A 15,807-nucleotide genomic window follows, 5' to 3' on the forward strand; every position below is an offset into this window, starting at 1 on the left:
GACTATGTCAGGTTCGGCTCAGGCGATTCGCCTGGTTCCCGGTGAAGTGGATCTTGCCGCGCTGCGCAGGATTTATCAGGGCGGCGTGACGCTCGCGCTCGATGAGCAGGCCCATGAGGCTATTCTGCGCGCGCAGCAGACCGTGGATGAGATCGTCGCCTCTGGCAAGGTGGTGTACGGCATCAATACCGGTTTCGGCAAGCTGGCCCAGACGCAGATCCCCGCCGCCCGCCTCGCGGAGCTGCAGCGTAATCTGGTGCTGTCGCACAGCGTCGGCCTGGGGGATCTGCTGCCCGACAACGTGACGCGCCTGGTGATGGCGACCAAAATTATCAGCCTGGCGCGCGGCCATTCCGGCGTGCGTATCGCACTGATCGACGCGCTGCTGGCGCTGTTTAATGCAGGCGTGATGCCCTGCATTCCCGAAAAAGGCTCGGTCGGTGCCTCCGGCGATCTGGCCCCCCTCGCCCATCTCTCGCTGATGCTGCTGGGCGAAGGCCAGGTGCGCGTCGACGGCGCGCTGATCCCCGCACGCGAAGGCCTCGCCGCCGTCGGGCTGGAGCCTTTCGTGCTCGGCCCGAAAGAGGGTCTGGCGCTGCTTAACGGCACTCAGGTGTCGACCGCGCTGGCGCTGCGCGGCCTGTTCGAGGCGGAAAACCTGATGGCCGCCGGGCTGGTGGCGGGCGCGCTGTCGCTGGAGGCGATCAAAGGCTCGCTGAAACCCTTCGATGCGCGCATTCACCAGGCACGCGGCCAGCGCGGGCAAATCGTGGTTGCCGCCGCCGTAGAGAAGCTGGTTAACGGCAGTGAAATTCTCGGCTCGCACGTCAACTGCGGCCGGGTGCAGGACCCCTACTCGGTGCGCTGCGTGCCGCAGGTGATGGGCGCCTGCCTCGACAACCTCACCCACGCCGCGCGCGTGCTACAGATCGAATCCAACGCCGCCTCGGATAACCCGCTGGTGTTCAGCGACAGCGGCGACGTCATCTCCGGCGGCAATTTCCACGCCGAGCCGGTGGCCTTCGCCGCCGATATTATCGCGCTGGCGGTGGCGGAGATTGGTGCTATTTCCGAGCGCCGCATGGCGCTGCTGCTCGACACCGGCCTTTCTGGTCTGCCTCCTTTTCTGGTGCGCGACGGCGGCGTCAACTCCGGCTTTATGATTGCCCAGGTCACCGCCGCCGCGCTGGCCTCAGAGAATAAGTCGCTGGCGCATCCGGGCAGCGTCGACAGCCTGCCGACCTCCGCCAATCAGGAAGATCACGTTTCGATGGCGACCTATGCAGCGCGCCGCCTCGGCAGCATGTGCTTTAACACCGCCGCGGTGGTCGGCATTGAAGCGATGGCGGCGGCACAGGGCATTGAGTTCCACCGCCCGCTGCAAAGCTCCACGCTGCTTGAGCGCGAGATAGGTCGTATTCGTCAGCAGGTCGCCTTCCTTGAGGAAGACCGCCTGCTGGCACCCGATATCGACGCCATGCGTCAGTGGGCCAGCCGCTGCGACTGGCCCGATTTTCTCACGGCGCTGCTGCCCAGCCAGCAGACCGTCTCTTCTGGTGAATAAGGAATCTGCTATGAGCGAAACTCTCTCCCAGGCCGTGGCGCGCGAAGTACGTGCGCCGCACGGCACTACGCTGCACTGCGCCAACTGGCTGATCGAAGCCGCCTGGCGCATGATCCAGAATAACCTCGATCCCGACGTCGCCGAGCGGCCTGAAGATCTGGTGGTTTACGGCGGCATTGGTAAAGCGGCGCGCAACTGGGAATGCTTTGAACAGATCCTGCGCTCGCTGGAGCTGTTGCAGCCTGATGAAACCCTGCTGATCCAGTCGGGCAAGCCCGTCGGCGTCTTCCGCACCCACGCCGACGCGCCGCGCGTGCTGCTGGCGAACTCCAACCTGGTGCCGCACTGGGCCAACTGGGATCATTTTCACGAGCTGGATAAGGCCGGGCTGATGATGTACGGCCAGATGACCGCCGGCTCCTGGATCTATATCGGCGCGCAGGGCATTGTGCAGGGCACCTATGAAACCTTCGTTGAAGCGGGTCGTCAGCACTATAACGGCGATCTGGCCGGACGCTGGATCCTGACCGCCGGTCTGGGCGGCATGGGCGGCGCGCAGCCGCTGGCGGGGGTGCTGGCGGGCGCCTGCGTGCTGGCTATCGAGTGTCAGGAGTCGCGCATCGATTTTCGTCTGCGCACCCGCTATGTCGATCACAAAGCCTATACGCTGGACGAGGCGCTGACGCTAATCGACGAGGCGACGCAGGCGAAACAGGCGATCTCTGTCGCCCTGCTGGGCAACGCCGCCGAGATCCTGCCGGAGATGGTAAAACGCGCCCGTACAGGCGGCCTTAAGCCCGATATCGTTACCGATCAGACCTCCGCGCACGATCCGGTGAACGGCTATCTGCCGATCGGCTGGGACGTGGCGCGCTGGCAGTCTGAGCGTACCAGCGCACCGAAGACGGTAGAAAAAGCGGCGCGCGCCTCGATGGCGGTGCACGTGCAGGCGATGCTCGACTTCTGCCATATGGGTATCCCGACGGTGGACTACGGCAATAATATTCGCCAGGTGGCGCTGGATGAGGGCGTTGAGAATGCCTTTGATTTCCCGGGCTTCGTGCCGGCCTATATTCGCCCGCTGTTCTGCGAGGGCAAAGGGCCGTTCCGCTGGGTGGCGCTTTCGGGCGACCCGGAAGATATCTACAAAACGGACGCGAAGCTCAAGGAGCTGTTTCCGCAGCATAAAAGCCTGCATCGCTGGCTCGATATGGCGCAGGAGCGTATCGCCTTCCAGGGGCTGCCGGCACGTATCTGCTGGCTGGGGCTGGGCGAGCGTCACCTGGCCGGGCTGGCGTTCAACGAGATGGTGCGCAACGGCGAGCTGAAAGCGCCGATTGTGATTGGCCGCGATCATCTTGACTGCGGTTCTGTCGCGTCGCCGAACCGCGAAACCGAGTCAATGAAGGATGGCTCCGACGCGGTCTCTGACTGGCCGCTGCTTAACGCTCTGCTGAACACCGCAGGCGGTGCGACCTGGGTAAGCCTGCATCACGGCGGCGGCGTCGGTATGGGCTTTTCGCAGCATGCGGGCGTGGTGATCGTCTGCGACGGCAGCGAGGAGGCCGATCGGCGTCTGGGCCGCGTGCTGTGGAACGACCCCGCCACCGGCGTGATGCGCCATGCGGACGCAGGGTATGAGCGCGCGCAGGCCTGCGCGGCCGAGCATGGGCTTAATTTGCCGATGGTGAAGTAAGGGGTGCCGGGGCGGGCGGCGGGTTTTGTCCCGCCAGGCGGGAGGGCTCAGGTTCGCTGTGCGAACGGGGCTGAGCGGGGTTCCGCCTGCTGGGGGTTTGACTGCGCGGCAGGTGAGGCTCTGAGCGGGTTCCGCCCGCCAGGCGGCAGGGAGTTTCAGCAGCTCCGCTGCCGGCGTGCGTGTTAAGGGGCTCGCCAGCCCCTTAACAATCCCGGCTTCCGGCAGCCTCCACGCCGCGCTCCGCGCGGTCCCTTCGTTGCTTACGTCGGCCGCACGGACCGGTCGGGACAGGCCGTCCTGGCCTGGCCCTCCCTCTCGCCGACGTCCTGTCGGCTCGTCCTGGCCGCCGTGCGCGCCTCAGCGTGTCGGATGCCTCTGATACTGCCCCGCCTGTAATTTCCTTGTTTTTTTATTAACGGCTGCGTTGTCTGTATGCAAGGTTCACGCTTTCAGCGACAAGGTTCCGATTTTTAGTAACGGCGGTGTCGTCTGAATACATGCTTCACGCTTACAGCGATAAGGTTGCGCCTTCAGAAATCAGGACGTGCAGCGGGGGGTGTGGGGGCCATCGCAGCCGCTGAGCGGAGGAAGGATTTCAGGACGAGCGGCATGGATGCCGCGAAGAGGCTGGCATGAGCCAGGGATGGCGAATCCAGCCGGTCCGTCAGAAATCCTGACAGAGCGAAGGGACCCGCGCAGCGGGCGGGTGAGCTGGCCCGGGGCGCGGGTGCAGGGCCGGCGCCTACCGGCCCTGCTCGGTCGCCCGCAGAGGGCGAAATGAAACTGCCCGGCTGCTGGGCGAACGAAACCTGCTCAGAGCCACCTGCGCAGCAGACACCCCACCCAACAAACGAAACCCGCTCAGAGCCGCCTGCGCAGCAAGCACACCGCCCAACAAACGAAACCCGCTCAGAGCCACCTGCGCAGCAGACACCCCACCCAACAAACGAAACCCGCTCAGAGCCACCTGCACAGCAGGCACCCCACCCAACAAACGAAACCCGCTCAGAGCCACCTGCACAGCAGGCACCCCACCCAACAAACGAAACCCGCTCAAAGCCACCTGCGCAGCAGGCTACCACGCAAACAAAACCTGCTGCCCGCCTTAGCGCCAGCCACCCTCATCGTAACAGCCCCACATGCGCTACCCGCAAAAGAGAGGCAAGAAAGCCACCCCATACCGCCCCCAGCCGGTCTGCCGCGCCTTATTCCCTTTGGTTCTGACCTATAGCCAAATTCCCAGCCGGGAAGATAGACGCGCCTGCGCCTTGCCACTAAAGTGGAGATTCATCACTACAGGAGCGCGATTCCGCATGACCTTATCCCCTGCCCTGCTCGACAAAGCCCAACACTGGCGTCATCAGCTGCACCGCGAACCGGAACTCGGTTATCAGGAGCATAAAACCAGCGATCTGGTCGCGCGGGAGCTGGAACTGGCGGGGCTACAGGTGCATCGCGGGCTGGCAGGTACGGGCGTGGTCGGCACGCTGCGCAACGGCGATGGCCCGGTTATCGGGCTGCGCGCCGATATGGACGCCCTGCCCATTACCGAAAAAGGTGCCCCGCAATGGCGCTCAGCAAATCAGGGCGTGATGCACGCCTGCGGCCACGACGGCCATACCTCGATACTGCTGGCAGCGGCGCTACAGCTGGCGGCCACGCGTCGCTTCCGCGGCACGGTACACTTTATCTTTCAGCCCGCCGAAGAGAATCTTGGGGGGGCGCGCAAAATGGTGGAAGAGGGTTTATTTCAACGCTTTCCCATGGATGCGATCTATGCGCTGCATAACTGGCCGGGCATGCCGGTGGGGTCGCTGGCGGTCAATCCCGGCGCGATGATGGCGTCGCTCGATTCGTTTGAAATTACTCTGACCGGCAAGAGCTGCCACGCGGCGATGCCGGAAAGCGGCGCCGATCCGATGGTCGTGGCCGCTGAACTAATCCTGGCGCTGCAAACCATTCCGTCGCGTCGCCTCTCGCCACTCGCCTCGGCGGTGGTAAGCGTCACGCAGATCCACGGCGGCGAAGCGATTAACGTTATTCCGGAAACGCTGGTGCTGCGCGGTACGGTGCGATGTTTGCAGACCGACGTACGCAACAGGGTACGCGGTCTGATCGAAGAGTTTGTCACTACCCTGCCGCGCCCGTTCGGCGTCAGCGGGGCTATTCACTGGTATCCTGGCTATCCGGTGACCGCCAACCATGCCGAACCGGCTGAGCAGGTGCGCAGGGCGGCGCAGCAGATGTTAGGCGAAGAGCAGGTTCGCTGGCAGGTGAATCCCTCAATGGCGTCGGAAGATTTCGCCTGCATGCTGGATGTCTGTCCCGGCGCCTATTTCTGGCTGGGCGCCGATGGCGCAACGCCTTCTGCGCCGCTGCACAATGCCGAATATGACTTTAACGACGCGCTGATCCCGCTGGGCGTGACGTTCTGGCAGCGCCTGGTCGAACAGGCGCTGCCGCAAAGCTAACCTAAAATCCGGCGTCGCTCAGCCGCATCAGGCCCGCTTCCAGCGACGCGCTCTCGCCGCTGGCGCGCAGGCAGCAGGCGATTTGCAGACGCAGCGACTGCGGCACCGGACACTCTCCCTTCAGCACCCTTTCCGTCCAGCGCGCGGTCGCCTCGGCCGACTTATCCGCCGGCAGCTCCGGCGCCGCTTCCGGCTGGCGCTCTGTCCAGACTTCCGCTTCGCCTCCTGCACCGGGAATAAAGCTGATTGCCGGACAGCGCAGCGGGCTGGCGTAGACCTCTCCTTCCGTGCCGTTCAGCAGAATGGCGGGCGCGTCGATATCGCTAAAGAACTTCGCGACGCGCGGCACATATTCAGGATGCGATACGCTGGAGAGACGCAGCGCTTCGCGTTCGCCGAACGGCGTCGCCAGCTTCACCAGCGTATGGGCGCTGCTGCGCACTCCCATGCGCCAGCGCAGCGAGAGCTGCTGCGCCATTGGCGGGCAGAGATGGTCAATGGTGATAAAGGCGAGATCGCCCCGATCAAGCGCCGCCTGCGCCTGCTGCTGCGTCGTCACCGCCGCGATGCCGAGGGCGGCGAACACCGCCTCGCTGGTGACGCGCGTCGGATCGTCGCTGACGCCGTGCACCAGCACCGGAAAGCCCAGACGGTTAAGCAACAGCGCCAGCAGCGGCGTCAGATTGCCCTGACGACGCGCGCCGTTGTAGCTGGGGATCACAACTGGCTGCGGACGCTGCGCCGGCGCCTGCAGCGACATCATGCGCGCCTGCATCGCCTGATAGAAACCGCGCATCTCCTCTTCGCCTTCACCCTTGATGCGCAGCGCGATCAAAATGCCGCCCAGCTCCAGCTCCGGCACTTCGCCCGCCAGCATCGCCGTATAAAGCGCCTGCGCGGTGGCGAGGTCGAGATCGCGCGCGTGATTTTTGCCGCGCCCGATCTCTTTAATCACTTTGTTCAGTTCCATTCTTCGCTTCCGGTCAGGGGCCGCGCCAGGCGGCGGCCAAAAGTTAGTCAGTGGTTAACGCTTCGCCGCCGGACGCCGGGTGGGACGCCGTTTATTACCGGTCAGCGCCGGCGCGCGTTTCACCTTCAGCGCGGCGGGTGCCTCCGGCTGCTCAATAGGAAACACCGGCAGCGCGGCCAGCAGGCGGCTGCCGTAGGCTTTGCTCAGCAGCCGACGGTCATAGATTACGATTTCGCCGTAGCACTGATGACTGCGGATCAGGCGTCCTACCTGCTGTATTAGCGTAAAGGAGGCGCTCGGCAGGCTTTGCACCTCAAAGGGGTAGCGATTCAGGCTCTTGAGCCATTCGCCCTCGGTCAAAATTACCGGACTGTCCACCGGCGGAAAAGCGATTTTATGAATATGTACCTGGCTCAGCAGCTCGCCTTTTAAATCCAGCCCTTCGGCGAACGACTGCAGGCCGACCAGAATGCTGGTCTCGCCCTGCGCCACCCGTTTGCGGTGCAGCTCCACCAGGCGCGAGCGCGGCTGATCGCCCTGCACCAGCATGGTCAGGCGCAGCTCCGGCAGCTGCGCAACGAACTGCTGCATGGCGCGCCCGCTGGCGAACAGCACCAGCACCCCTTTATGGGTCTCTTTTTTCATCTGCTGGCGGAAAAAGGCCGCCATTTCGGCGATATGTTCCGCCTCGTTAGCCAGCAGCGGCTCATAGCGCATCTGCGGGATCACCAGCTTGCCCTGCTCGACATGGTTAAAAGGCGAGTCGAGCGCCACGAAACGGTCACCGGCTTTCTCGCTCAGGCCGGACATCTCCTGCAGGCGGCCGAAGCTGTTGAGCGAGCGCAGCGTGGCGGAGGTCACCACCACATGGGGGATTTTGCGCCACAGCAGTTTCTCCAGCTGATCGCTGACGCGAATACCGGCGCAGTGAAACAGCAGATGCGGCTGCCCGTCGCGCAGCTCACGCGTGATCCACTTCGACACCGGCGCGCCCGACGCTTTCGGCATTGCCGCCAGCCGCCACAGCTTGCTGACCGATTCGAACCAGCCGAACTGGCGGTTAAGCTGCAGCAAATTGCGGTGCAGGCGCATCAGATCGACGCTGCCGGTCTGTTCGCTGAGGGCGTTAATTAATCCTTCTGCCAGCCCGCGCAGCGCGTCACTTAGCTTAAACAGGCGCGCGCAGAGCGCCAGCAGCTCTTCAGGCAGCTCGCCCAGCACGAAGCGAAACTCGCCCGGCTGATTGTCGGCGGGCAGCAGCGGATTGAGCGCCTGGCTCAGCGTGGTCAGCAGCTCGCGCAGTTCCTCGCAGTGCGCCTTGAGGCGCTCTGGATTGCTGAGCGGCGGCGGCGATTTCGGGCGCATCTGCGTCATAATACCCTCGACCAGCCGCACGAAGAGATCGAGCTGCAAACTGCTCCAGCCAGGCGTGACGTCGGCGCTCATCTCCAGCGCGTCGCGCGCTACCTCCGGCAGATGGTGACCTTCATCCAGCACCAGCATCAGGTGTTTCGGCGGCGGCAGCACCGACTCATTCTCCATCGCCGCCATTACCAGCGCGTGGTTAGCCACCACCACATCTGCCTGCTCGATTTCACGGCGGGCGACGAAGAAGGGACATTCGCGATACCAGCGGCAGTGCGAGCCGAGACAGCTCGCCTTGTCGGTAGAGAGACGCTGCCACAGGCTGTCGCTGATGTTCTCTTCGCTGTGATCGCGCAGTCCGTCCCAGGCGTAGCTGGCGAGCGACTTCTCCAGCCTGCCGCACTGCGTCTGCTCTTCCTGAGTGCCGCTCACCGCCTCGTCGTCGAGATAGAGCAGCAGATCGCCCTGCTGATCGTCGCTGGCGGCCAGCGCCGCCAGATTGCGAGGGCAAACGTAGCGCCCGCGCCCGAAGGCGGCGGTAAAGGTGAGATCGGGAATAATCTTTTTTAACAACGGCAGATCTTTAGTAAAGATCTGATCCTGCAGCGCCACGTTGGCGGTGCTGACGATCAGCGTCTTCTCTTCGGCGCGGCTTGCCGCAATGCCGGGGATCAGATACGAGAGGGTTTTGCCGACGCCGGTCGGCGCCTCAATCGCCAGATGGCGCGCGTCGTCGCCCGCCAGGCACTTCGCCACTTCGGCGATCATCTGGCGCTGCGGCGCGCGCGGAATAAAGTCCGGCACCTGCTGCTGTAGCGCCTTATACCACTGCGCTATCTGGCTTTTAATTGCTGCTGTCAGGGCCATAGTCGTTTTACCGCCGGGTGAAAATGGCCTGTATTTTTACACAGTAATCCGCCAGCGTCAGCTTTGGGGCGCATTTTTTCGCGCCGTCTCGAAGAATTACGCAGCGGAAAAATCTTGTCGTAGCCAGCAGCCGGGCTTCAGCGCTATGGTGTCGCATCACCACCGTTCTCATAAGGAAGAAGAGATGAGAGTTTCCCGCCGCGCCGTTACGGCTGTCTGCGCCCTGCTGCTCTGGTCGGCGCAGGCCGCCGCGCAGCCAACATATCAGCTGGAAAAGGTGGTGGAGCTGAGCCGCCACGGCGTGCGCCCGCCGACGCCGGGCAATCGCAAAGAGATCGAGGCCGCCACCCAGCGTCCCTGGACGCTATGGAGTACGCGCGACGGCGAGCTGACCGGCCACGGCTATGCGGCGGTGGTGAATAAGGGGCGCTGGGAGGGCGAACATTATCGCCAGCTCGGCCTGCTGCCCGCGGGCTGCCCGCAGCCGCAGGATATTTACCTGCGCGCCAGCCCGCTGCAGCGCACCCGCGCCACCGCCGAGGCGCTGGCAGACGGCGCCTTTCCCGGCTGCGGCGTGCCGGTGCATCGCGTGGCGGGCGAAGCCGATCCGCTGTTCCAGACCGACGCCTTCGCCGCGACGGCGATCGATCCCGCGCAGCAGCTGGCGGCGGTCACGGCAAAGGCGGGCGACCTGGCCGCGCGTCAGCAGGCGCTGCAGCCCGCTATTCAGGCGCTGAAGCAGGCGGTATGCCTCTCCGATGACCGCTGCGCCCTGTTCGATCAGCCCTGGCAGATCCGCCAGAGCAAAAGCGGCCACGCCTACATCGCCGGCCTGAGCGTGATGGCGAGCATGGCGGAGACGCTGCGCCTCGCCTGGAGTGAGAACCTGCCGCTCAGCCAGATCGCCTGGGGTCATATCACCCGCGCCGCGCAGATTACCGCTATCCTGCCACTGCTAACGGCGAACTATGATCTCAGCAACGACGTGCTCTACAGCGCGCGAAAGCGCGGCTCAATCCTGCTGGATACCATGCTTAACCATATTGCGCGGGATGACGCAGAACCAAACGCGCGCTGGCTGCTGCTGGTCGCTCACGACACCAATATCGCTATGGTGCGCACCCTGATGGGCTTTAGCTGGACGCTGCCCGGCTACGCACGCGGCAATATTCCGCCCGGCGGCAGCCTGGTTTTTGAGCGCTGGCGCGACAGCGCCAGCAACCAGCGCTTCCTGCGCGTCTATTTTCAGGCGCAAAGCCTGGATGATCTGCGCCATCTGCAGCCGATTGACGCCGCGCATCCGCTGCTGCGCCAGGAGTGGCAGCAGGCGGGGTGCCGCGCGACGGCGGAGGGAACCCTCTGCCCGCTGGCGAGCGCCGTGCGCACCCTGAGTCGGCAGATTGACCAGCAGGCGGTGACGCCTGTCAGCTATGCGCTGCCCTGATCATCCAGCCGCTTGCCCATGCACTGTGATTGCGGCATCGCGGTATAAGGTCCGTACGCGGCAATGGGCTGATAGCCGTGGCGCGCGTAAAAAGCCAGCGCGCGCGCGTTGATGCGCCGCGTTTCCAGCCACAGCTGCCGATATCCCTCCCGCCGCGCCTGTTGCTCAAGAAAGTGCAGCAGCGCCGCGCCAGCGCCCCGGCTTCCGGGCAGCGCGAACATGCGTTTAAGCTCAGCCACGCCGGGCTGTAACGGGCGAAAGGCGCCGCAACCGATCGGCTGCCGCAGCCCATTGCGGGCCACGGCGAAGCAGCGTCCCGGCATCATCATCTCCGCCGCATTAAAACGGGCGCGGCCGCTGCTGCCGGTTAGCTGCGTCAGGGTGTCAGAAAGCTGATCCAGCAGCCAGCGAGCGTCGGGGTGGTCCACCTCTTCACGCGCTACCAGAATCATGGCAGACGCGTCAGCGGTTTAAACATCACCGTTGTCGCCTCCAGCTCGCCCGCGATCGATTCGGCGTAGTCTGGAATCGAGCCGGCGATCTGCCAGCCGAGCGACAGATAGAGCTGCGTGGCGACATCGCCGCTGCGGGTGTCCAGCACCAGCAGCGTTTTCCCCAGCGCCTGCGCCCGCTGCTCGGCCAGCTGCATTAGCTGGCGCGCAATGCCCTGCCGTCGGGCGGCGGGATGCACCAGCAGCTTGCTTATCTCCGCGCGATGGCGGCCGTTGGGCATCCCGGCCGCGCTCAGGGTTAGCGTGCCGACCACCCGCTGGTGCTGGCGCGCGATGATAAGTTCATTCTCGCCTTCGGCGAGGCTGGCTGCGCGCTGCTGCCAGAAACGCGCCATCACCGTGCGGTCCTGCGGATCGGTAAAGCCGATGCTGGCACCGTCCGCCACGCACGCCTGCAGCAGATCGCTGAGGTGACCCTGTTCAATGCGCGCCTGCTCTGCATTAATCCATTCATAAGTCGTCATGGTTTGCACACCGCCAGCAGATAGCGCGCGCCGTCGGTGAGATGCGCCTCAAACGCCGAGCGGCCGGTCAGGTGAAAACGCAGGCAATCGCCGCTCTGTAAGGTCCAGCTCTGGCTCTCCATGGTGACGGTCAGACCGCCCTGCTGCAGCCAGATATGCTGCTCCAGCCCCTGAACAGGGGGCGCATCGTAATCGATACGCGCGCCCGGCCGCAGCTGGCCTTCCACCAGCTCAGCCCGGAAGTGCGCGGCGGGCGGCGAGACGTTGCGGCGCACGAAGCCGCTTGCGTCGTCGCGCCATACCGGCTGCTGTTCCGGCGTCAGCAGCAGATTGACGCGCTCTTCTACTTCACTTAGCAGCCGCGACATGGTAAGACCATAGGCGACGCACAGGCGATTCAATAAGGCAGCCGTTGGGCTGGTTTCGCCGCGCTCAATACGCGACAATGACGCCCGGCTGATGCCGGTCGCGGTGGCAAGTTCATCCAGCGACCAGCCGCGCTGAACGCGGAGTTCCGCCAGGCGAGCCGCAAGGCGTTGTTCAGTCTCTTCAGTCAGCATGATTCTTATCTCATATTTGGGAATAAAATCTCATATGTGAGATTAAGCGTGAAACTGACGCCAGGGTCAACTTGTACATTTAAAAAACATTTGTACAAGTTGATCCTGTTGGTTAAGGTTATTGGATCGCAGTCAGGAAGTTTGGGGAAGTTATGGCCTTTTACAGTATCGGTGACGTCGCCGAACGCTGTGGAATAAACCCAGTCACGCTGCGCGCGTGGCAACGACGCTATGGGCTGTTAAAGCCGCAGCGATCGGAGGGTGGACATCGTCAGTTTGATGACGAGGATGTGCAGCGCATCGAAGAAATTAAACGCTGGATCGAAAGCGGCGTGCCGGTAGGTAAAGTCAAAGCGCTGCTCGAAGGCGAAAGCGTCAACGTCCACGACGGCTGGGGCAATCTGCAGGAAGAGTTGATGAGCGTGCTGCGCCACGTCAAGCCCTCAAAGCTGCGCGCCAAAATCGCTACGCTCGGGCGGGAAAACCCGGTGGATGCCCTTATCGATCACGTCATTATGCCGGTCCGGCAGAAACTTGGTCTGGATCAGAACACCGCGCGCGTTATGAGCAGCCTGCTGGACGGCGCGCTGATTGACTATGTCGCCTTCTGTCTGGCCGGCAGCCGTAAAAAAGCAGGTAAAGACGCGCTGATCCTCGGCTGGGCGGTCGAGGACCGCACCCGCATCTGGCTGGAGGCCTGGCGGCTCTCGCAGGAGGGCTGGCGGCTTGACGTGCTGGCAGAGCCGCTCGATCTGCCGCGACCCGAGCTTTTTCCCGGTCAGACTATCTTTGTCTGGACCGGCAAAAAGCTTACGCGTCGCCAGCAGGAACAGCTGACGCACTGGCAGGAGCAGGGATATACCATTCGCGCTCACGAAACGCGCTTTCAGTAAAACGCACGCAGGGCCCTTTTCGCCTCGCCCTGCCCGCGTTATTATCCCCGCCTTTCCGGCTTTAATCAGGTTTCCGCATGAACTGGCAAAAAATCTTCTTCGCAACGCTGTTTTTCATTATGGCCGTCGGCGGCACCGGCGGGCTGATGCTGGTCGGCTACACCCTTATTCTCCACTCACGCTAAGCCAGCGCTGCAGGCGCTCAAACAGGCGGTCACTGACAATTGCCAGCAGCGCCACCAGCAGCGCGCCCTGAATAACGTAGGCGGTGTTGAAGCCGCTCAGGCCGATGATCACCGGCGAACCGAGACTCTCCGCGCCGACGGTCGAGGCGATGGCCGCCGTGCCGATATTGACAATCACCGAGGTGCGCACCCCCGCCAGTATCACCGGCGCAGCCAGCGCCAGCTCTACCTGCCATAAACGCTGCCATGCGCTCATGCCGACGCCGTCGGCGATCTCCCGACTGCTGGCGGGCACGCTATCGAGTCCGGCCAGCGTGCCCTGTAAAATCGGCAGCAGGCCGTAAAGCAGCAGCGCCACCACCGCCGGCCAGGCGCCAAACCCCATTACCGGCACGGCGATCGCCAGCACCGCGACCGGCGGAACCGTCTGTCCGGCCGCGACGATAGTCTCTACCATCGGCCGGAAGCGGCGTCCTGCGCGTCGCGTCACCAGTACGCCGCCGCCGACGCCCACCAGCAGCGCCAGCGCGCTGGCGGTCACCACCAGAAAAAGATGCGCCAGCGCCAGCTGTAAAAAGCTCTCCTGCTGATAGAGCGGACGCGCCTGCTCGGGGAACCACCAGGCGAAAAGCGGTCCGCTGTAGGGCAGGCCAAGCAGCAGCGCCATAAATAAAACAATCAGCCAGAGCAGCGGGTCTTTTAGCCAGCGCATTATTGTCCCTCGCGCAGGGTCAGCAGATCGCTGAAGTAAAGCACGCCCAGCGGCTGCTGCCGCTCATCCACCACCGGCAGTTTATCGGCGCGCCGGGCGATAAACTGCGACAGCGCTTCGCGCAGCGACTGCGCGGCCGCCAGCGGCTCCCCCTCCAGCCACTCGCCGCGCCGCGCCGCGTTGCCTACCTGCCCCAGCGACAGCAGACGCACCCCCAGCTCGCTTCTGCCGAAGAAGTCCTGCACAAAGTCGTTTTTCGGCTGCGTCAGCAGCGTGGCGGGCTTGCCCTGCTGCACAATCTCCCCCTGATCCATCAGCACGATGTTATCCGCCAGCGTCAGCGCCTCGTCGATATCGTGCGTCACCAGCACAATGGTGCGGCCCGACAGGCGATGGATGCGCAGCATCTCCTGCTGCAGCGCGCCGCGCGTAACCGGATCGAGCGCGCCGAAGGGTTCATCCATCAGCAATACCTCCGGATCCGCCGCCAGCGCGCGCGCCACGCCTACGCGCTGCTGCTGTCCGCCGGAGAGCTGATGCGGCAGACGCCGCCCGAGGTGCGCATCCAGGCTGAGCAGCGCCAGCAGCTCCTCTACCCGCGCGCGGATGCGGGCTTTCGGCCAGCCGAGCAGCGCAGGCACGGTGGCGATATTTTTTTCCACCGTCCAGTGAGGAAACAGACCGATCGACTGAATGGCGTAGCCCATGCGGCGGCGCAGGTCGCGCGCGTCGAGCTGGCGGATCGACTCGCCGGCGAACAGGATATCCCCCTCGTCGAACTCCACCAGCCGGTTAATCATTTTCAGGGTGGTCGATTTGCCGGAGCCCGAAGTGCCGAGCAGCACGCTGAACTCTCCCTCGCCGATCTGCAGCGTCAGATCTTTTACCGCCGCTTTGCCGGCAAAGTGCTTACTGACGCCGTTAAAGTGAATCATGGGTTTTCTCCAGCAGGGAAATCAGCAGGCGGAACAGCGCGTCAATCGCCACCGCCAGCGCAATCACCGGGATAACGCCGAGCAGCACCAGATCGAGCGCGCTGCTGAGCAGTCCCTGAAAAATAATGGCGCCGAAGCCGCCTGCGCCGATTAGCGCGGCGATCACCGCCATGCCCAGCGTTTGCACCACCACCACGCGCAGCCCGGCGAGCCAGACCGGCAGCGCCAGCGGCACGTCAACGGCGAAAAAGCGCTGCAGCTGGCCCATACCCATGCCGCGCGCGCTTTCGCGCACGTCGCGCGGCACCTGCTGCAGCCCGGCCACCACGCTGCGCACCAGCGGCAGCAGCGCATAGAGCGTTAGCGCGATCAGCGCCGGCGCCATGCCGATGCCGCTGACGCCCCAGCTCTTCAGCCCGGGGAAGGCGGTCGCCAGCCCGGCCAGCGGCGCGATCAGCAGACCGAACAGCGCCACCGAGGGCACGGTCTGGATGACGTTTAGCACGCTGAAGACGCCGCTCTGCCACGCCGGACGTCGGTGCAGCAAAATGCCGAGCGGCAGGCCGATCAGCAGCGCAGGCAGCAGCGTGCCGCTGAGCAGCGTCAGGTGCCGCGCCAGCGCCGCGTCGAACACCGCGTGACGGTTGGCGTACTCTTTCAGCAGCGACAGCGCGTTCAGCTCGCCGCTAAACAGCATCAGCAGCGGCAGCAGCCAGATCTGCAGATTAAGCAGCAGCTGCCAGAACCTGTTGCGCGTCAGGGTGCGCGCCAGCTCCGCGCACAGCAGCAGCGTGACGCCGCACGCCAGCCACAGGCCGCCGCCGAAGCTGGTGCGCGCCAGCGCGCTACCCTGCGCCGCCAGCCTCGCCGCCTCGTGCCCGCTCAGCCACACCATACCGGTCAGCAGCGCGTCGCAGGCGAGCAGCATCAGCGCCAGCGCCGCGCGCGTCGGACGCGCCCACAGCAGCAGCCAGAGCGCCGCCAGCGGCAGCGCCAGCCATCCGGCATCGCTGACCTGCCCCAGCATCAGCGGCTGGCCGGAGACCAGCCGGTTCGGCGCGTAGCTGAGAAACGGCAGCCAGTAGAGCGCCAGGCTTAACAGCAGCAACAGCAGCAGCGCGACCGGCTGGCGCCGCGCCGCCAGCATCGCATCCCGCGATAGCGCCATG

Annotated in this window: 13 protein-coding genes; 5 read left to right on the forward strand and 8 right to left on the reverse strand. The window is 64.3% G+C overall.

The features are described 5' to 3' along the window. Nucleotides 1–4 precede the first annotated feature (4 nt). From hutH to LB453_RS15865, 3 genes are all read left to right on the forward strand, one after another. Complete coding sequence (gene hutH, locus LB453_RS15855) at nt 5–1,564, forward strand: histidine ammonia-lyase (protein ID WP_103795281.1); 1,560 nt, start codon at nt 5–7, stop codon at nt 1,562–1,564. A 10-nt stretch (nt 1,565–1,574) separates the two neighbouring features. Continuing rightward, nucleotides 1,575–3,260: a urocanate hydratase gene (gene hutU, locus LB453_RS15860; protein WP_103795280.1), complete on the forward strand. Its 1,686-nt coding sequence runs from the start codon at nt 1,575–1,577 to the stop codon at nt 3,258–3,260. 1,313 nt (nt 3,261–4,573) lie between these two features. Further along, nucleotides 4,574–5,731: a M20 aminoacylase family protein gene (locus LB453_RS15865; RefSeq protein WP_103794868.1), complete on the forward strand. Its 1,158-nt coding sequence runs from the start codon at nt 4,574–4,576 to the stop codon at nt 5,729–5,731. 1 nt (nt 5,732) lies between these two features. Here LB453_RS15865 and ybiB read toward each other — a convergent pair whose 3' ends face one another. Then, nucleotides 5,733–6,701 (reverse strand): DNA-binding protein YbiB, encoded by a 969-nt coding sequence (ybiB, locus tag LB453_RS15870; protein WP_103794869.1) that lies wholly within the window; start codon nt 6,699–6,701, stop codon nt 5,733–5,735. 54 nt (nt 6,702–6,755) lie between these two features. Beyond that, a complete protein-coding gene (gene dinG, locus LB453_RS15875; RefSeq protein ID WP_103794870.1) occupies nt 6,756–8,933 on the reverse strand; it encodes an ATP-dependent DNA helicase DinG in 2,178 nt (725 codons plus the stop codon). 184 nt (nt 8,934–9,117) lie between these two features. Between dinG and LB453_RS15880 the strand changes: the two genes are divergently transcribed. After that, nucleotides 9,118–10,377, forward strand: coding sequence for a histidine-type phosphatase (locus LB453_RS15880; protein ID WP_224481516.1), 1,260 nt, complete (start codon nt 9,118–9,120; stop codon nt 10,375–10,377). Here the strand turns inward: LB453_RS15880 and LB453_RS15885 are convergent. Genes LB453_RS15885 through LB453_RS15895 form a run of 3 tightly spaced genes read right to left on the reverse strand, consistent with a single transcriptional unit; the run spans nt 10,362 to nt 11,913 of the window. Then, nucleotides 10,362–10,829 carry a GNAT family N-acetyltransferase gene (locus LB453_RS15885; RefSeq protein ID WP_224481517.1) on the reverse strand — a complete coding sequence of 156 codons (468 nt, stop codon included), beginning with the start codon at nt 10,827–10,829 and terminating at the stop codon, nt 10,362–10,364. The genes LB453_RS15880 and LB453_RS15885 overlap by 16 nt on opposite strands. Continuing rightward, nucleotides 10,826–11,353: a GNAT family N-acetyltransferase gene (locus tag LB453_RS15890; RefSeq protein ID WP_103794872.1), complete on the reverse strand. Its 528-nt coding sequence runs from the start codon at nt 11,351–11,353 to the stop codon at nt 10,826–10,828. Before LB453_RS15890 ends, LB453_RS15885 begins: the two co-directional genes overlap by 4 nt. Continuing rightward, on the reverse strand, nt 11,350–11,913 hold the full coding sequence (locus LB453_RS15895) for a helix-turn-helix domain-containing protein (RefSeq protein WP_103794873.1): 564 nt from the start codon (nt 11,911–11,913) through the stop codon (nt 11,350–11,352). Before LB453_RS15895 ends, LB453_RS15890 begins: the two co-directional genes overlap by 4 nt. Before the next feature lie 152 nt (nt 11,914–12,065). Between LB453_RS15895 and LB453_RS15900 the strand changes: the two genes are divergently transcribed. Then, nucleotides 12,066–12,806, forward strand: a complete 741-nt coding sequence (locus tag LB453_RS15900; RefSeq protein WP_103794874.1) for a MerR family transcriptional regulator — start codon at nt 12,066–12,068, stop codon at nt 12,804–12,806. A gap of 165 nt (nt 12,807–12,971) precedes the next feature. Here the strand turns inward: LB453_RS15900 and LB453_RS15905 are convergent, their stop codons facing one another. From LB453_RS15905 to LB453_RS15915, 3 genes are read right to left on the reverse strand one after another with little or no spacing between them, the layout of a single operon-like run. After that, nucleotides 12,972–13,703 carry an ABC transporter permease gene (locus LB453_RS15905; RefSeq protein WP_103794875.1) on the reverse strand — a complete coding sequence of 244 codons (732 nt, stop codon included), beginning with the start codon at nt 13,701–13,703 and terminating at the stop codon, nt 12,972–12,974. After that, a complete protein-coding gene (locus LB453_RS15910; protein ID WP_103794876.1) occupies nt 13,703–14,638 on the reverse strand; it encodes an ABC transporter ATP-binding protein in 936 nt (311 codons plus the stop codon). The genes LB453_RS15905 and LB453_RS15910 overlap by 1 nt, the downstream gene beginning before the upstream one ends. After that, entirely contained in the window at nt 14,625–15,806 is a 1,182-nt protein-coding gene (locus LB453_RS15915; protein WP_103794877.1) for an ABC transporter permease, read from the reverse strand. The genes LB453_RS15910 and LB453_RS15915 overlap by 14 nt, the downstream gene beginning before the upstream one ends. Between the last annotated feature and the right edge of the window lies 1 nt (nt 15,807).

It is taken from the genome of Pantoea agglomerans (assembly GCF_020149765.1).
GTDB lineage: Bacteria > Pseudomonadota > Gammaproteobacteria > Enterobacterales > Enterobacteriaceae > Pantoea > Pantoea alvi.

Coding starts and splice junctions, on each gene's coding strand:
- hutH (WP_103795281.1), top strand. CDS start 5: ATGTCAGGTTCGGCTCAGGCGATTCGCCTGGTTCCCGGTGAAGTGGAT.
- hutU (WP_103795280.1), top strand. CDS start 1,575: ATGAGCGAAACTCTCTCCCAGGCCGTGGCGCGCGAAGTACGTGCGCCG.
- LB453_RS15865 (WP_103794868.1), top strand. CDS start 4,574: ATGACCTTATCCCCTGCCCTGCTCGACAAAGCCCAACACTGGCGTCAT.
- ybiB (WP_103794869.1), bottom strand. CDS start 6,701: ATGGAACTGAACAAAGTGATTAAAGAGATCGGGCGCGGCAAAAATCAC.
- dinG (WP_103794870.1), bottom strand. CDS start 8,933: ATGGCCCTGACAGCAGCAATTAAAAGCCAGATAGCGCAGTGGTATAAG.
- LB453_RS15880 (WP_224481516.1), top strand. CDS start 9,118: ATGAGAGTTTCCCGCCGCGCCGTTACGGCTGTCTGCGCCCTGCTGCTC.
- LB453_RS15885 (WP_224481517.1), bottom strand. CDS start 10,829: ATGATTCTGGTAGCGCGTGAAGAGGTGGACCACCCCGACGCTCGCTGG.
- LB453_RS15890 (WP_103794872.1), bottom strand. CDS start 11,353: ATGACGACTTATGAATGGATTAATGCAGAGCAGGCGCGCATTGAACAG.
- LB453_RS15895 (WP_103794873.1), bottom strand. CDS start 11,913: ATGCTGACTGAAGAGACTGAACAACGCCTTGCGGCTCGCCTGGCGGAA.
- LB453_RS15900 (WP_103794874.1), top strand. CDS start 12,066: ATGGCCTTTTACAGTATCGGTGACGTCGCCGAACGCTGTGGAATAAAC.
- LB453_RS15905 (WP_103794875.1), bottom strand. CDS start 13,703: ATGCGCTGGCTAAAAGACCCGCTGCTCTGGCTGATTGTTTTATTTATG.
- LB453_RS15910 (WP_103794876.1), bottom strand. CDS start 14,638: ATGATTCACTTTAACGGCGTCAGTAAGCACTTTGCCGGCAAAGCGGCG.
- LB453_RS15915 (WP_103794877.1), bottom strand. CDS start 15,806: ATGGCGCTATCGCGGGATGCGATGCTGGCGGCGCGGCGCCAGCCGGTC.